The 13,679-nt window shown below is 71.7% G+C and carries 17 protein-coding genes; 7 read left to right on the plus strand and 10 right to left on the minus strand.

The window, feature by feature from the left end:
- Window positions 1–30: 30 nt before the first annotated feature.
- From ACIBVP_RS37035 to eat, 5 genes are all read right to left on the minus strand, one after another.
- Entirely contained in the window at window positions 31–267 is a 237-nt protein-coding gene (locus ACIBVP_RS37035) for a hypothetical protein (protein ID WP_396111144.1), read from the minus strand.
- Window positions 264–614 (minus strand): hypothetical protein, encoded by a 351-nt coding sequence (locus tag ACIBVP_RS37040; protein ID WP_396111145.1) that lies wholly within the window; start codon window positions 612–614, stop codon window positions 264–266. Before ACIBVP_RS37040 ends, ACIBVP_RS37035 begins: the two co-directional genes overlap by 4 nt.
- Complete coding sequence (locus tag ACIBVP_RS37045) at window positions 611–1,414, minus strand: DUF692 domain-containing protein (RefSeq protein ID WP_396111343.1); 804 nt, start codon at window positions 1,412–1,414, stop codon at window positions 611–613. The genes ACIBVP_RS37040 and ACIBVP_RS37045 overlap by 4 nt, the downstream gene beginning before the upstream one ends.
- Window positions 1,411–2,340: a TIGR04222 domain-containing membrane protein gene (locus ACIBVP_RS37050; protein WP_396111146.1), complete on the minus strand. Its 930-nt coding sequence runs from the start codon at window positions 2,338–2,340 to the stop codon at window positions 1,411–1,413. Before ACIBVP_RS37050 ends, ACIBVP_RS37045 begins: the two co-directional genes overlap by 4 nt.
- An 86-nt stretch (window positions 2,341–2,426) precedes the next feature.
- Window positions 2,427–3,878: an ethanolamine permease gene (eat, locus tag ACIBVP_RS37055; protein WP_396111147.1), complete on the minus strand. Its 1,452-nt coding sequence runs from the start codon at window positions 3,876–3,878 to the stop codon at window positions 2,427–2,429.
- Window positions 3,879–4,005: 127 nt separating this feature from the next.
- On the opposite strand from eat, the gene ACIBVP_RS37060 reads away from it, so the two are divergent.
- From ACIBVP_RS37060 to ACIBVP_RS37080, 5 genes are read left to right on the plus strand one after another with little or no spacing between them, the layout of a single operon-like run.
- A complete protein-coding gene (locus tag ACIBVP_RS37060) occupies window positions 4,006–5,370 on the plus strand; it encodes a glutamine synthetase family protein (protein WP_396111148.1) in 1,365 nt (454 codons plus the stop codon).
- Window positions 5,351–6,070, plus strand: coding sequence for a gamma-glutamyl-gamma-aminobutyrate hydrolase family protein (locus ACIBVP_RS37065; protein WP_396111149.1), 720 nt, complete (start codon window positions 5,351–5,353; stop codon window positions 6,068–6,070). Before ACIBVP_RS37060 ends, ACIBVP_RS37065 begins: the two co-directional genes overlap by 20 nt.
- Window positions 6,067–7,434 (plus strand): aldehyde dehydrogenase family protein, encoded by a 1,368-nt coding sequence (locus tag ACIBVP_RS37070; RefSeq protein WP_396111150.1) that lies wholly within the window; start codon window positions 6,067–6,069, stop codon window positions 7,432–7,434. Before ACIBVP_RS37065 ends, ACIBVP_RS37070 begins: the two co-directional genes overlap by 4 nt.
- Entirely contained in the window at window positions 7,435–8,199 is a 765-nt protein-coding gene (locus tag ACIBVP_RS37075) for a 3-oxoacyl-ACP reductase (protein WP_396111151.1), read from the plus strand.
- A 9-nt stretch (window positions 8,200–8,208) separates the two neighbouring features.
- Window positions 8,209–8,925 carry a FadR/GntR family transcriptional regulator gene (locus ACIBVP_RS37080; RefSeq protein ID WP_396111152.1) on the plus strand — a complete coding sequence of 239 codons (717 nt, stop codon included), beginning with the start codon at window positions 8,209–8,211 and terminating at the stop codon, window positions 8,923–8,925.
- A 16-nt stretch (window positions 8,926–8,941) separates the two neighbouring features.
- Here ACIBVP_RS37080 and ACIBVP_RS37085 read toward each other — a convergent pair whose 3' ends face one another.
- Entirely contained in the window at window positions 8,942–9,421 is a 480-nt protein-coding gene (locus ACIBVP_RS37085; RefSeq protein WP_396111153.1) for a DUF1707 domain-containing protein, read from the minus strand.
- Between the two features lie 115 nt (window positions 9,422–9,536).
- On the opposite strand from ACIBVP_RS37085, the gene ald reads away from it, so the two are divergent.
- Window positions 9,537–10,631, plus strand: coding sequence for an alanine dehydrogenase (gene ald, locus ACIBVP_RS37090; RefSeq protein WP_396111344.1), 1,095 nt, complete (start codon window positions 9,537–9,539; stop codon window positions 10,629–10,631).
- Window positions 10,628–11,542 carry a site-specific tyrosine recombinase XerD gene (gene xerD, locus ACIBVP_RS37095; RefSeq protein WP_396111345.1) on the plus strand — a complete coding sequence of 305 codons (915 nt, stop codon included), beginning with the start codon at window positions 10,628–10,630 and terminating at the stop codon, window positions 11,540–11,542. Before ald ends, xerD begins: the two co-directional genes overlap by 4 nt.
- Here the strand turns inward: xerD and ACIBVP_RS37100 are convergent.
- The 4 genes from ACIBVP_RS37100 to ACIBVP_RS37115 form a co-directional block, all read right to left on the minus strand.
- Window positions 11,539–12,126 (minus strand): GrpB family protein, encoded by a 588-nt coding sequence (locus tag ACIBVP_RS37100; protein WP_396111154.1) that lies wholly within the window; start codon window positions 12,124–12,126, stop codon window positions 11,539–11,541. The two genes, xerD and ACIBVP_RS37100, sit on opposite strands and share 4 nt — an antisense overlap.
- Window positions 12,127–12,136: 10 nt before the next feature.
- On the minus strand, window positions 12,137–12,697 hold the full coding sequence (locus tag ACIBVP_RS37105) for a YdcF family protein (protein ID WP_396111155.1): 561 nt from the start codon (window positions 12,695–12,697) through the stop codon (window positions 12,137–12,139).
- A gap of 98 nt (window positions 12,698–12,795) precedes the next feature.
- The gene (locus ACIBVP_RS37110; RefSeq protein ID WP_396111156.1) at window positions 12,796–13,209 is read right to left on the minus strand and encodes a hypothetical protein; all 414 of its coding nucleotides are present in this window, start codon (window positions 13,207–13,209) and stop codon (window positions 12,796–12,798) included.
- Window positions 13,210–13,244: 35 nt separating this feature from the next.
- The gene (locus ACIBVP_RS37115; RefSeq protein WP_396111157.1) at window positions 13,245–13,634 is read right to left on the minus strand and encodes a VOC family protein; all 390 of its coding nucleotides are present in this window, start codon (window positions 13,632–13,634) and stop codon (window positions 13,245–13,247) included.
- Between the last annotated feature and the right edge of the window lie 45 nt (window positions 13,635–13,679).

Consider the following 13,679-nt stretch of genomic DNA (forward strand, 5'->3'; position numbering starts at 1 on the left):
CCCACGACCGCGTGGGCCACCTCGGCGTGGTCACAGCTGGATGGGCCGGTAGCTCAGAGCGCGATCGACCACTTCCTCGGCCGTGGGTTCGTGGTCGAACTCCATGTGCGAGTAGAAGATCAGGTTGGCCGCGTTCGGATCGGGCACACCGTCGAGGAACTCGTCCAGGTCGCGGTCCAGGTCGTCGCCCGACGCGTACTCGCCGGACAACAGCCGGCGAACGACGTCCACCAGACGCGCTCTGACGTCGTCGGACGCGTCGCTCATCGACGGCTTCCGCGTGAGGGACGGAACCAGCGGCGGGTCCGGGGCGCCTCGAGGTGCCCTTCCGCGTACAGCCAGGTCTCGAAGCGGTCGAGGTCGGCGCGGAACGACGTGCCGACCTGCTTCGGGTGACCGAGCGACCACGTGTCGAACAGCGCCCGGTACCGCTCGCCGAGCCGTTCCGCCAGGTCGGGACGCACCTGTGCCGCGACCGACCGGCGTTTCGCGCGCAGTGCCCTGGCCTCGGCCTCGACCCGGTGCCCGTCGAACCCGGTGGGCACCGGACCACCGGCCAGCAACGCGCGCACCAGCTCCTGCTGCCGCGCGGCCAGCTCGCCCCGCGGCGTCACCGTGCCGACTCGACGACGGCGCGAATGGCGGCCAGCTCGGCGGCCAGGTCGGCGTCCGGCGGGTAGTCGTCGTCGCGTTCCAGCAGCACGCCGGGCGGTTCGACGCGGGCACACAGCGCGGCGAGGGTGTCCAGCACCTCCTTCGGCACCGCGTGCGCGTGCGTGTCGTGGTAGAGCCCGTCGTGCGTGACCCCGCCCGCGACGTGTACGTACGCCAGCCGCGCCAGCGGCAGCTCGTCGAGGAACACCTCCGGCGCGGTGCCGAGGTTGACCGCGTTCGCGTGCAGGTTCGCCACGTCGATCAGCAGCAGGCAGTCGGTGCGCTCGACCAGTTCGGCGAGGAACTGGCCCTCGGTCAGGTCGCTGTCCGGCCAGTCCAGCAGGGCGGCGATGTTCTCCAGCGCCAACGGCACCGGCAACTCGGCCTGCGCCTGCTTCACGTTGTCCACCAGCACGTCCAGCGCCTCCCGCGTACGCGGTACGGGCAGCAGGTGGCCGGAGTCGAGCCCGCCCGCGCGGGTGAACGCCACGTGCTCGCTGACCAGCGGCGCCCCCACCGCCTCCGCCACCGCCGCCAGGTGCGCGACGCGTGTGCGGTCCAGCGGTTCGGCGCCGCCGAGCGACAGGGACACCGCGTGCGCGACCACCGGCGTCCCGCGTGCGCGCAGTAGGGCCAGCGACTCGGGCAGCGGGTCGGGGTGGACGTTCTCCGCCAGCACCTCGACGAAGTCGACCCCGGGCAGCCGCTCCACCGTCAGGTCGATCTCCGGCCGCCACCCGATCCCGATGCCCAGGTTCACGACGAACCGCCGCCGCAGCCCCCGCCGCCGCACGAGGAACCGCAGGACGACGACGAGCTGCTGCAGGAGGACGACGGCGAGCTGGCGCTGCACGAGTAGCCAGCCGTGCTGGAGCCGCTCGCGGCGTGGTGGAACGAGTTGAACGAGCCTGCGGACGAGTAGCTCCACACCGCGCCCGCGGCGACCGCGGTGACGACCAGTGCCTTCGCGACCTCCTTGTCCGGGTAGGCGCTCATGCCCCGCACCGCCACCTCCTCCAGCGGGTCGTTCGTGCCGCCGCGCATCAGCTCGGTCACGACGCGGTCGCCGTGCACCGTCCTGGCCTTGGGCGGGGCGATGGTCCGGATGGTCAGCATGCTGATCGCGATGAGCGTGACGATGAGCAGCCCGATCAGGTAGCCGACCGGCAGGTGGTTCGCGATTCCGTTGGCACAGCGGACCACGCCGACGGCGAGCAGCACGTACAGCACGACCTGCCCGAGCCGTCGTGCCCGGATCGCGCGGCTCGGCGCGACGAGCAGGCCGCGCCGGACCAGCGAGTCGCCGATCGCGGTCAGCGCCGAAGCGGTGGTGGTCCTGGCGGTCACGGCACGGAGCGTTCTCGGGCTGGTCAGCGTGCCGAGCACCGCGTCGTCGAGCGGATGACCTGTTCGTCGCCTCTCCGACGCGTCGCTCAGGTTCCCGCGCCGGTCGACCCGGACGGCACCGGCGTCGACGAGCCGGGCGACGGCCACCTCGACCGCCCGCTGCGGCCCGCCAGAGAGGAAGCCCAGTTCCTCGGCGGCCAGCGGCCCCGGTGGCTCGGCCGACCGCGGCCTGCGTACCGCCATGCGCCGCCAGATCGCGAACGCGACGCCCGCGACCAGGGCCGCGCTGTACAGCCAGAGGAACTCCGGTCCCGACAGTCCCCACGGATGCATACCCATCGCCCCCTCGCGCGCGTGTGCGGACATCGTCCCTGTTCGACGTCACGCATGGGGCGGGATGCGCGGGGCCGTGGCCGTCCCGTTACTCAGTCGGCCAGCTCGGACTCGGCGGCCTTGATCGCCGCGAACTCCTCCTCCGGGGCGTTCGCCACGAGGTGGTGGCGGCTGTAGAAGTAGAAGTACGCCAGCGCCACCACGAGGATGCCCGCCGTGATGGCGGCGGCCACCTCGTCGACGAAGAACGTCGCCACCACCGCGGCCACCGCCAGCACCGCCGCGATCCCGGTGGTCACCACGCCACCCGGGGTGCGGTACGGGCGCGCCATGTCGGGCTCGCGGAACCTCAGCACGATGTGCGACACGTTCAGGAGCACGTAGGACACCGTCGCGCCGAAGACCGCGATGTTGATCAGCAACGCGCCGTCCATGGTGATCGACGCGAGGAGGAAGCCGATCGTGCCGGGGACGACGAGCGCCAGCACCGGGGTCTTGCGGCGGCCGGTTCGGGACAGCCACCTCGGCAGGTAGCCCGCCCGCGACAGCGCGAACAGCTGCCGCGAGTACGCGTAGATGATCGAGAAGAAGCTCGCGACCAACCCGGCGAGGCCGACGTAGTTCACGAACTGGGCAAGGAAGTTGTCGCCGCCGTAGGCCGCGCGGATCGCGTCCGGGAGCGGGTTGTCCGAGCCGGAGATCGTGTTCGAGCCCGCCGCGCCCGGGGCGACCAGCAGCATCAGCGCCGCGAACACCAGCAGCGCCGCCATCGCGGCGATGATGCCGCGTGGCAGGTCGCGCTTGGGGTCGCTCGCCTCCTCCGCCGCCAGCGGCACGCCCTCGACCGCCAGGAAGAACCAGATGCCGTACACGAACGCGGCCAGCACCCCTGCCACGCCGAACGGCAGGAACGTGCTCGCGCCCGCCGCGTCGGTCATCGGGATGTCGAACAGCTTGTCGGCGTCGAACTTGCCGATCATGCCGACGACGAACACGACCAGTGCGATCACGGCGACGGCGGTGATCACGAACATCATCCGCAGCGCCTCGCCGACGCCCCAGATGTGGACGCCGATGAAGATCAGGTAGCACACCAGGAAGACCGGCCAGCCGCTCGTCAGTCCGAACAGGCCCAGCGCCTCGACGTAGCCGCCGATGAACACCGCGATGGCCGCGGGCGCGATCGCGTACTCGATGAGGATCGCCGTGCCGGTCGCGAAGCCGCCGGTCGGGCCGAGCGCGCGGCGGGCGAAGCCGTAGCCCGCGCCCGCGACGGGCATCGCCGACGCCATCTCGGCCAGGCCGAACACCATGCACGTGTACATCACGGCCATGAGGACGGTCGCGATCAGCAGGCCGCCCCAGCCGCCCTCGGCGAGCCCGAAGTTCCAGCCCGCGAAGTCGCCGGAGATCACGTACGCCACGCCGAGGCCCGCGAGGAGCACCCAGCCCGCCGCGCCCTTGCGGAGCTGGCGCTGTTCGAGGTAGTCGGACGAGACGGTCTGGTACTCGACGGCGCTGTGCGACCTCGACGACTTCGACACGGATGCTCCCTCGGGTTCAATGGGCCAGCATCAGTCCTTTGGATTTCCCCTGAGCGTGATGGGGGTTACAGTGCTGTGTCAAGACTTCATTGGACAATGGGTCGCAACTGATCCTTTGGAGGGGCTCATGGGGCACCGCGACGGGATGCTCACGCTCGACCGGCTCCGCGTGCTGGTCGAGAACGGCACGATCGACACCGTCCTCGTCGCGTTCGCCGACATGCAGGGCCGCCTGCAGGGCAAACGTTGTGCCGCCGAGTACTTCCTGAACGAGGTCGTCCCGCACGCGACCGAGGCGTGCAACTACCTGCTGGCCGTCGACGTCGAGATGAACACCGTCGACGGCTACCGCATGTCCTCGTGGGACACCGGCTACGGCGACTTCGTCATGCGCCCCGACCTCGACACGCTGCGGCTCGTGCCCTGGCACGACGGCACCGCGATGGTGCTCGCCGACGTCGAGTGGGTCGAGGGCGGGCCGGTCGCCGCCTCGCCCCGGCAGGTGCTGCGCCGTCAGCTCGACCGGCTCGCCGAGCGCGACCTCGTCGCCTACGTGGGCACCGAGCTGGAGTTCATCGTCTTCGAGGACAGCTACGAGCAGGCGTGGACCTCCGGCTACCGGAACCTGACGCCCGGCAACCAGTACAACGTGGACTACTCGATGCTCGGTACCGGCAGGGTGGAGCCGCTGCTGCGTGACATCCGCAACGGCATGTCCGGCGCCGGCATGTACGTCGAGTCCGCGAAGGGCGAGTGCAACCCCGGCCAGCACGAGATCGCGTTCCGGTACGACACCGCGCTGACCACGTGCGACAACCACAGCATCTACAAGACCGGCGCCAAGGAGATCGCGGCGCGGCACGGCAAGAGCCTCACGTTCATGGCCAAGTACAACGAGCGCGAGGGCAACTCCTGCCACATCCACATCAGCCTGCGCGGCACCGACGGGTCCACCGTGCTCGCGGGCGACGGCGAACACGGCTTCTCCCGGTTGATGGAGCGGTTCCTCGCCGGGCAGCAGGCGGCGCTGCGCGAGCTGACGTACTTCTTCGCGCCGAACATCAACTCCTACAAGCGGTTCGCGGCGGGCAGCTTCGCGCCGACGACCGTCGCGTGGGGTGTGGACAACCGGACGTGCGCGCTGCGCGTGGTCGGTCACGGCGAGTCGTTACGCGTCGAGAACCGGGTACCGGGCGGGGACGTGAACCCCTACCTGGCGGTGGCCGCGCTGATCGCGGCGGGGCTGCACGGCATCGAGAACGAGCTGCCGCTCGAACCCGCGTTGACCGGCAACGCCTACGGTGTCGACAAACCGCGGGTGCCCTCGACCCTTCGCGACGCGGCCGAGCTGCTCGCGGAGAGCAAGCTCGCGCGCACCGCGTTCGGTGACGACGTGGTCGACCACTACCTCAACAACGCGCGGGTCGAGCAGGCCGCGTACGACGCCGCCGTGACGGACTGGGAGCGTATTCGTGGCTTCGAACGCCTCTAGCCCGCCGGTCATCGGCATCACGACCTACCTGGAGCAGACGAAGTTCGGGTTGTGGGACACGCAGGCGGCCGTGCTCGCGCGCGGCTACCTCGACGGTGTGGTGAACGGCGGGGGCGTGCCCGTGCTGCTGCCGCCCGCCGGTGCCGTCAGCGCCGACCTGCTGTCACGTGTGGACGGTCTGATCGTCGCCGGTGGCGCGGACATCGATCCCGTGCACTACGGCGCGCAGCGCGCACCGGAGACCGGGCCCGCGCGGCCGGACCGCGACCACAGCGAGCACGTGCTGATCGAGGCCGCGCTCGCCAACGGGGTGCCGCTGCTCGCCGTGTGCCGGGGCATGCAGCTGCTGAACGTCGTCCTCGGCGGCACGCTGCACCAGCACACCCCGGACGTGGTCGCCACCGACGACCACCTGCCGACGCCCGGCGTGTTCGGCACGGTGTCGGTGAAGGTGTTGCCGGACAGCAGGTTGTCCCGGATCATCGGGTCCGATGTGGACGTCCACTGCCACCACCACCAGTCGGTCGACAGCCTCGGCGCCGGGCTGGTCTCGGTGGCATGGGCCGGGGACGGGACCGTCGAGGCGGTCGAGCTGGCCGAGCCGGACTTCGTGCTCGGCGTGCAGTGGCACCCGGAGGAGAACGGGGCCGACAGCAGGCTTTTCCAGGCGCTCGTGAGCGCCGCCAAGGAGAACGGATGAGCACCACCGAAGTGATCAACCCGGCCACCGAGGCGGTGGTCACCCACGTCGAGCTGGTGTCCGCCGACGAGGCCGACGCCGCGATCGGGCGGGCCCACCGGGCGCTGCCCGCGTGGCGGGACGTCGCACCGGCCGACCGCGCGCGGCTGCTGCGCCGGTTCGCCGACGCCGTCGACGCCGACCGCGAGCACCTCGCGCGGCTGGAGGTCGAGAACTCCGGCCACACCATCGGCAACGCGCGGTGGGAGGCGGGCAACGTCCGCGACGTCCTGAACTACTACTCGGCCGCGCCGGAACGCTTGTTCGGCAAGCAGATCCCGGTGCCGGGCGGGGTGAACGTCACGTTCGCCGAGCCGCTGGGCGTGGTCGGCGTGATCGTGCCGTGGAACTTCCCGATGCCGATCGCGGGCTGGGGCTTCGCACCCGCGCTCGCCGCGGGCAACACGGTTGTGCTCAAACCGGCCGAGCTGACCCCGCTGACCGCGCTGCGGCTCGGTGAGCTGGCCCGCGAGGCCGGGATCCCCGAGGACGTGTTCCAGGTGCTGCCCGGCAAGGGCTCCGTCGTCGGGCAGCGGTTCGTCGACAACCCGTTGGTGCGCAAGGTGGTCTTCACCGGCTCCACCGAGGTCGGCAAGCAGGTCATGGCGGGGTGCGCCGTGCAGGTCAAGCGGGTGACGCTGGAACTCGGCGGCAAGAACGCCAACATCGTGTTCGCCGACGCCGACCTGGAGAAGGCGGCCGCGACCGCGCCGTACGGGGTGTTCGACAACGCGGGCCAGGACTGTTGTGCCCGGTCGCGGATCCTCGTGCAGCGCAGTGTGTTCGAGAAGTTCATGGCGCTGCTGGAGCCCGCGGTGCAGGGCGTCGTCGTCGGCGACCCTGGTGACGAGAAGACCGAGATGGGGCCGCTGATCTCCGCCGCGCACCGGTCGACGGTGCGGTCCTATGTGGACGACACGACGACCGTCGCGTTCCGCGGCAGCGCGCCGGAGGGACCTGGCTTCTGGTTCCCGCCGACCGTGGTGCTGCCGCGTGCGGGCACCGACCGGACCGTGGTCGACGAGGTGTTCGGGCCGGTCGTCACCGTGCAGACCTTCGCCGACGAGGCCGAGGCGATCCGGATGGCCAACGACACCGAGTACGGCCTGTCCGGGTCGATCTGGACGGAGAACCTCGGCCGCGCCATGCGTGTCGCGCGCGGGGTCGAGGCGGGGAACCTGTCGGTCAACTCGCACTCGTCGGTGCGGTACTGGACGCCGTTCGGCGGCGTCAAGCAGTCGGGGCTCGGGCGGGAGCTGGGGCCGGACGCCCTGGACGCCTTCACCGAGACCAAGAACGTGTTCATCTCGACAGAGGGAGACTGAGTGAATCGCTTGCAGGACCGGGTCGCCGTGATCACGGGGGCGGCCAGCGGCATCGGGCTCGCCTCCGCAAAGCGGTTCGCCGACGAGGGCGCCGTGGTGGTCGGCGTCGACCTGAACACCGATGCCATCGAGACGCTCGCCAAGGAGACCGGCGGCGCCGCGATCACCTGCGACGTCACCGACGAACGCGCCGTCGAAGCCCTGTTCGCGCAGGTCGTCGCGGACCACGGCCGCGTGGACGTCGCGTTCAACAACGCGGGCATCTCGCCGCCGGAGGACGACTCGATCCTCGACACCGGCATCGAGGCGTGGGAACGGGTGCAGAAGGTCAACCTGACGTCGGTGTACCTCTGCTGCAAGTACGCCCTGCCGCACATGCGGGCACAGGGCAGGGGCTCGATCATCAACACCGCGTCGTTCGTCGCGGTGATGGGCGCGGCCACCTCGCAGATCTCCTACTCCGCCTCGAAGGGCGGCGTGCTGTCGATGACCCGCGAGCTCGGCGTGCAGTTCGCGCGCGAGGGCATCCGCGTCAACGCGCTGTGCCCGGGACCGGTGAACACGCCCCTGCTGCGGGAGCTGTTCGCCGCCGACCCCGAGCGGGCGCAGCGGCGGCTGGTGCACGTGCCGATGGGCCGGTTCGCGGAACCGTCGGAGATCGCCGCCGCCGCGGCGTTCCTCGCCAGTGACGACTCGTCCTTCATGACCGCGTCGACGTTCCTCGTGGACGGCGGGATCTCGGGCGCGTACGTCACGCCGCTGTAGGTGGTGGGGGTGGCCGTCCACGAAGGTGTCACCGCGGCGCTGTTCCGTCCCGTGCGGACACGCAACGCCTTCGAGGAGACGGTGGAACGGCTGCTGCAGGCGATCCGGCTCGGCGTGGCCGCGCCGGGGGAGAAGCTGCCGTCCGAACGGGAGCTGGCGGCCCGCCTCGGCGTCAGCAGGGTGACGCTGCGGGACGCGATCCGTGCGATCGCCGACGCGGGTTACGTGGAGTCCCGGCGCGGCCGCTACGGCGGCACGTTCGTCGCCGCCACGCTCCCGACCCCGCCGCCGCGGCCCGCGCCGGGCGGTGACCTGGAGGACGTGCTGACGTTGCGGCGGGTGCTGGAGAGCGGCGCGGCGGAGGCGGCGGCCGTGCGTGCGCTCACGCAGGCGGAACGCCAGCACCTGACGGCGGCGCTGCTCGACGTGTCGGACGCGGACCTCGGCGACGGGGAGTACCGCCGCCGAGACTCCCGGCTGCACCTGGCGATCGCCGAGGTCACCGCGTCACCGTCGCTGACCACCGCGGTGGCCGACGTGCGGTCCCGGGTCAACGAGCTGCTGGACGCGATCCCGTTGCTGGCGGTCAACATCGAGCACTCCGAGGCCCAGCACCGCTCCATTGTGGACGCGATACTGGCCGGTGACCCCGTCGCGGCACGGCAGGCCATGGACGAGCACCTCGACGGCACCGCCGCGTTGCTGCGGGGGTTCCTGTGCGGGTAGGGCCCCGTGGGGCTGGTTACATCCGCAGTTCGCGGCCGTCGATGTCCCTGCCGCCCCGCGTGAGGATGATGATCCCGTCGATGATGCTCCAGATGACGCCGACGCCGATGAAGCTCGTCAACAGCTGCGCCAGCCCGATGCTCGTGTGGCCGGTGTAGAACCGGCCGATCCCGAACGGCAGCATGATCTGGATCAGTCCGGCGGCCACGCGGTACCGGTCGGACTCGTGCGGTGACACCGGCGGTGGCGCGGCCTGGTACGGCGCCGGCGGTGCCGCCACGTACGGCACCGGTGGCGCCATGAACGCCGGGAACGGTGCGGGCAGGTCCTTGAACAGCGGCTTGAGGTCACCTCGGGTGCGGGCCGCCAGCGCGGCGGACGTCCGCTCCTCGTACTCCTCGAGCGCCAGCCTGCCCTCGGACATGTGCTCGCCGAGAATCCTGACCGCGTCCTCGCGCTCCGCGGTGCCGATGCGGAGTTCGTCGCTGTCGGTCACGTCTTCCACAGTACGTCAGGCGCGCCACTCGGGACGCGACCGGCGACGGCGCTAGGCTCCGCCTCGACAGGGGCGGACAATGGCGTCCGGCCGATCCGTCGTGGAGGTGTCGCGGGTGCTGGTCGGAGTGCCTCGTGAGGTGAAGAACCACGAGTACCGGGTGGCGATCACGCCCGCCGGGGTCGTGGAGCTGGTGCACCGCGGGCACGACGTGCTGGTCGAGGCGGGGGCCGGCGAGGGCTCGTCGCTGCCCGACGCCGACTACCAGGCCGCGGGCGCGCGGATCGTGCCGGCGGCCGACGACGTGTGGGCCGCCGACCTCGTGCTGAAGGTCAAGGAGCCGGTGCGGGAGGAGTTCCCCCGGCTGCGGCGCGACCAGATCCTGTTCACCTACCTGCACCTCGCCGCCAACGAGGAGTGCACGAGGGCGCTGGTCGACGCGGGCACCACCGCCATCGCCTACGAGACCGTCCGCGGCCCGGACGGCTCGCTGCCGCTGCTCGCGCCGATGAGCGAGGTCGCGGGCCGGATGGCGCCACAGGTGGGCGCGCACTGCCTCGAACGCGCGCAGGGTGGCCGTGGGGTGCTGCTGGGCGGGGTGTCCGGGGTGCCTGCGGGCAAGGTCGCCGTGATCGGCGCCGGTGTCGCGGGCATGAGCGCCGCCACGGTCGCGGTCGGCATGCAGGCCGAGGTCGTCGTCCTCGACACGAACGTGCACCGCCTGCGGCAGATCGACTTCACCTACCGCGGCCACCTGCAGACCATCGCCAGCAACGCCTACGAGATCGACAGGGCGTGCCGGTGGGCCGACCTCGTGATCGGCGCGGTCCTCGTGCCCGGCGCGAAGACGCCCAAGCTGGTGAGCAACGACCTGGTCGCGCGGATGCGGCCGGGGTCCGTGCTCGTCGACATCGCCATCGACCAGGGCGGCTGCTTCGCCGACTCCCGGCCGACCACGCATGCCGACCCCACCTACACGGTGCACCGGTCGGTGTTCTACTGCGTCGCGAACATGCCGGGCGCGGTGCCGAACACGTCGACGTGGGCGCTCACCAACGTGACGCTGCCGTACGCGGTGTCGTTGGCGGACAAGGGAACCGACGCACTCGACGACCCCGTGCTGGCCGCCGGGCTGAACGTCGCGGACGGCAAGGTCATGCTGGCCGAGGTCGCGGCCGCGCACGGGATGCCGTTCGGAGGTGCGGACTGAACGCGGCTGTCACCGACGCGATCACCGCGTACCTCGACCACCTCGCCGTCGAACGCGGCACCTCGCGCAACACGCTGGACGGGTACACCCGCGACCTGCGGCGGTACGAACGGCACCTGGCGGCGCTGGGCGTGCCCGCGCTGGGCGCGGTCAGCGAGGCGCACGTGTCGGCGTTCCTCGCGGTGCTGCGCGAGGGCTCCGACGACCACCCGCCGCTCGCCGCGTCGTCGGCAGCGCGGGCGCTGGTCGCCGTGCGGGGACTGCACAAGTTCGCGGTGCGCGAGGGCATCGTGGACCTGGACCCGGCCCGCGCGGTGAAGCCGCCCGCCGCGCCGCGCCGCCTGCCCAAGGCGTTGCCGATCGACGACGTGCTGCGGCTGCTGGAGGCGCCCGCGCCGGACGCGTTGCGGGACCGTGCGCTGCTGGAGGTCCTGTACTCGACCGGCGCCCGGATCTCCGAGGCGGTCGGCCTCGACCTCGACGACATCGACGCGGGGGAGCGGACGGTGCTGCTGGACGGCAAGGGCGGCAAGCAGCGCCTGGTGCCGATCGGCCGTCCCGCGCTGGACGCGCTGGACGCCTACCTCGTGCGGGCCCGCCCCACGCTGGCGGCGGCGGGCCGTGGCACCCCGGCGGTGTTCCTGAACGTCCGCGGCGGCAGGCTGTCGCGGCAGAGCGCGTGGCAGACGCTGAAGGTGGCGGCGGAACGCGCGGGCCTGACGGCCACCGTGTCACCGCACACGCTGCGCCACTCGTTCGCGACGCACCTGCTCGAGGGCGGCGCGGACGTCCGGGTGGTGCAGGAGCTGCTCGGCCACGCGTCCGTGACCACGACGCAGATCTACACGCTCGTCACGGTCACCACCCTGCGCGAGGTGTACGCGACGGCGCACCCGAGAGCACGCGGTTAGCTCATGCCCGCGGCGCGGAACAGCCGGTCGTAGATCTCGCGGACGACCGGTTCCTTGCGGGCGTTGTAGTCCATCACGTGCCCGCCGCCGGGGATCGCCGCGCGTTTCGCCTGCTCGTAGCGGTCGCGGTCGTCGGGGTGGGTGCGCAGCCAGTCGCGGAACATGCGGTGCCGGATGGCCTCGGGACAGTCCGGGCCGAACACGTGCAGGTTCACGCGCGGGTCGGCGAGCCGCAGGCACCGGTGCTCGTGCCACCACGGTTCGCGGACGGTGAGGACGTAGCCGAGGTGTTCGAGGGCGGGGACGTACCGGTCCTCGTCGCGCGGGTCGGCGACGGTGAGGTCGATGTCGATGACGTCCTTGGCCGCGAGCCCTGCCACGGCGGTGGAGCCGACGTGCTCGACGTCCAGGGCGGTGTCACCGAGCGTGTCCCGGATCGTGGTCGCGAGGCGCTGGTACCGGCGTGGCCAGTCCGCGTCGTAGGGCACGATCACGACCGTCTCGGGTGGTGGCGGGCCCTGGACCCACGGGTTGTCGTCGGGGCTGTTGTCGTGGTGCGCGGTGATCTCCTCGTGCGTGGGCATTCGCCCCAAGCTACGCGAGCCGCCGCAGGTTCCGCAGGCCCATGACGGCGAGCGCGGGCTTGACGAGCAGCCATTCGCCGAGCCGGTAGTCCCGCCCCCGGACCAGCCGCGCCGCGAGGTCGGGTCGCTGCCGCCACAGGTACAACCGCGCCTTCTCCGCGTGCAGCGAGTGCGAGACGATCTTGATCCGGTCGGCGCCCTCGATGAACGGGATGACGTTCGTGACGTTCTGCCAGGTGCTGCGGCTCTCGTCGTCGACGGCCAGCGGCCCGCGGTACCCGCGGACGTCGCGGGCGTAGGCGGCCATCAGCTCCGCCTCGGAGCGCCCGCCTGCGACGGCACCGCCGCTGAGCACGAGCAGCGCGGACCCGTCGATGGACCGCAGCCCGGCCCGCACCCGCCACCGGTTCACGACGTTGGCCCGCGCGCCACGGTTCCGGTACCCGAGCACGACGACGGCCTCACGGGTCCCACTCGGCGCGCCACCGAGCCTGCGCCGCGACGCACGCCAGTGCACGACCTCGCCCCACCCCAGAACGGCCAGCGCCACGGCCCACGGCCCCACCTTCACGTCCGCACGCTAACTGTGGACAACCCCGCCCCGGAACCCCCGGACTGTCGGTGCCCGGTGAGAGGATGGAACCCGGGGGCCGGAGGCCGCCCTCGGGCTCACCCGGCGGCGAGAGCGTCGGCGAGACTCACCGCGGGACAGCCGAGGATCTCGGTCAGCGCCCGCTGCTGGCGCTCGCTCAAGGCCGCGACGAAGACCGCGATGTCGGCATCCGCGCAGGCCGCCGCCACCTCACGAACCTTCCCCGAGCTCAGCAACGTCCGGGAGGACAGCGGCAGGTCCATCTTCCCGGCCCCGCCGTCCGACACACCGCGCCGCTGCACGAACCGTCCGACGACCCGCGCACCCCGCGCGGTGAGCGCACCCGCCGCGGCGTCCATGCGCTCCGCGAAGTCCTTCGTCCTCGCGGAGAAGTAGCCCACCAGCACGACGTCGGCGCCCGCGAGCCGTACCGGGGGAACGGACCACCGCGCAGGCTCCCGGCGCCGGTCACCTCGTCGGCGCTGATACACGACCCGGACGTTAGCCGGAACGTCGTGCCGCCGGCTCAGTCCATCTGGAAGAGCGTCAGCTGCAGTCCCGCCGGGCCCTCGACCCGTGCGTTCGTCGACCTGAACGGCGTCGGGGTCGGCTCCGCGAGCACCTCACCGCCCGCCTCCCGCAGCGCCGCGGTGCCGCCGTGCACGTCGTCGACCTCGAACGCCACCCGGATGTGCCCGGCGACGCGGCGGCCCACCTCGACCTGGTCGATGTACTCGGCGGTGGCCGGTTCGGCCAGTTCGAGCGTGGCCGCGCCGGCGTCCAGGATCATCACCCGGCCGCCGTTCTGCGGCGGAACGGACTCCCGTTCCGCCATGCCGAGCACGTCACGGTAGAAACGCACCGCCGTGTCGTAGTCGTCCGCGGTGACGACGAGGCGGAGCTGGCGAACGGTCATGGGGCCTCCTCGAAGGTCGTTCCGCCATCCCGAACACACAGGTCA

Source organism: Actinophytocola sp. NPDC049390, from assembly GCF_044466355.1.
GTDB lineage: Bacteria > Actinomycetota > Actinomycetes > Mycobacteriales > Pseudonocardiaceae > Actinophytocola.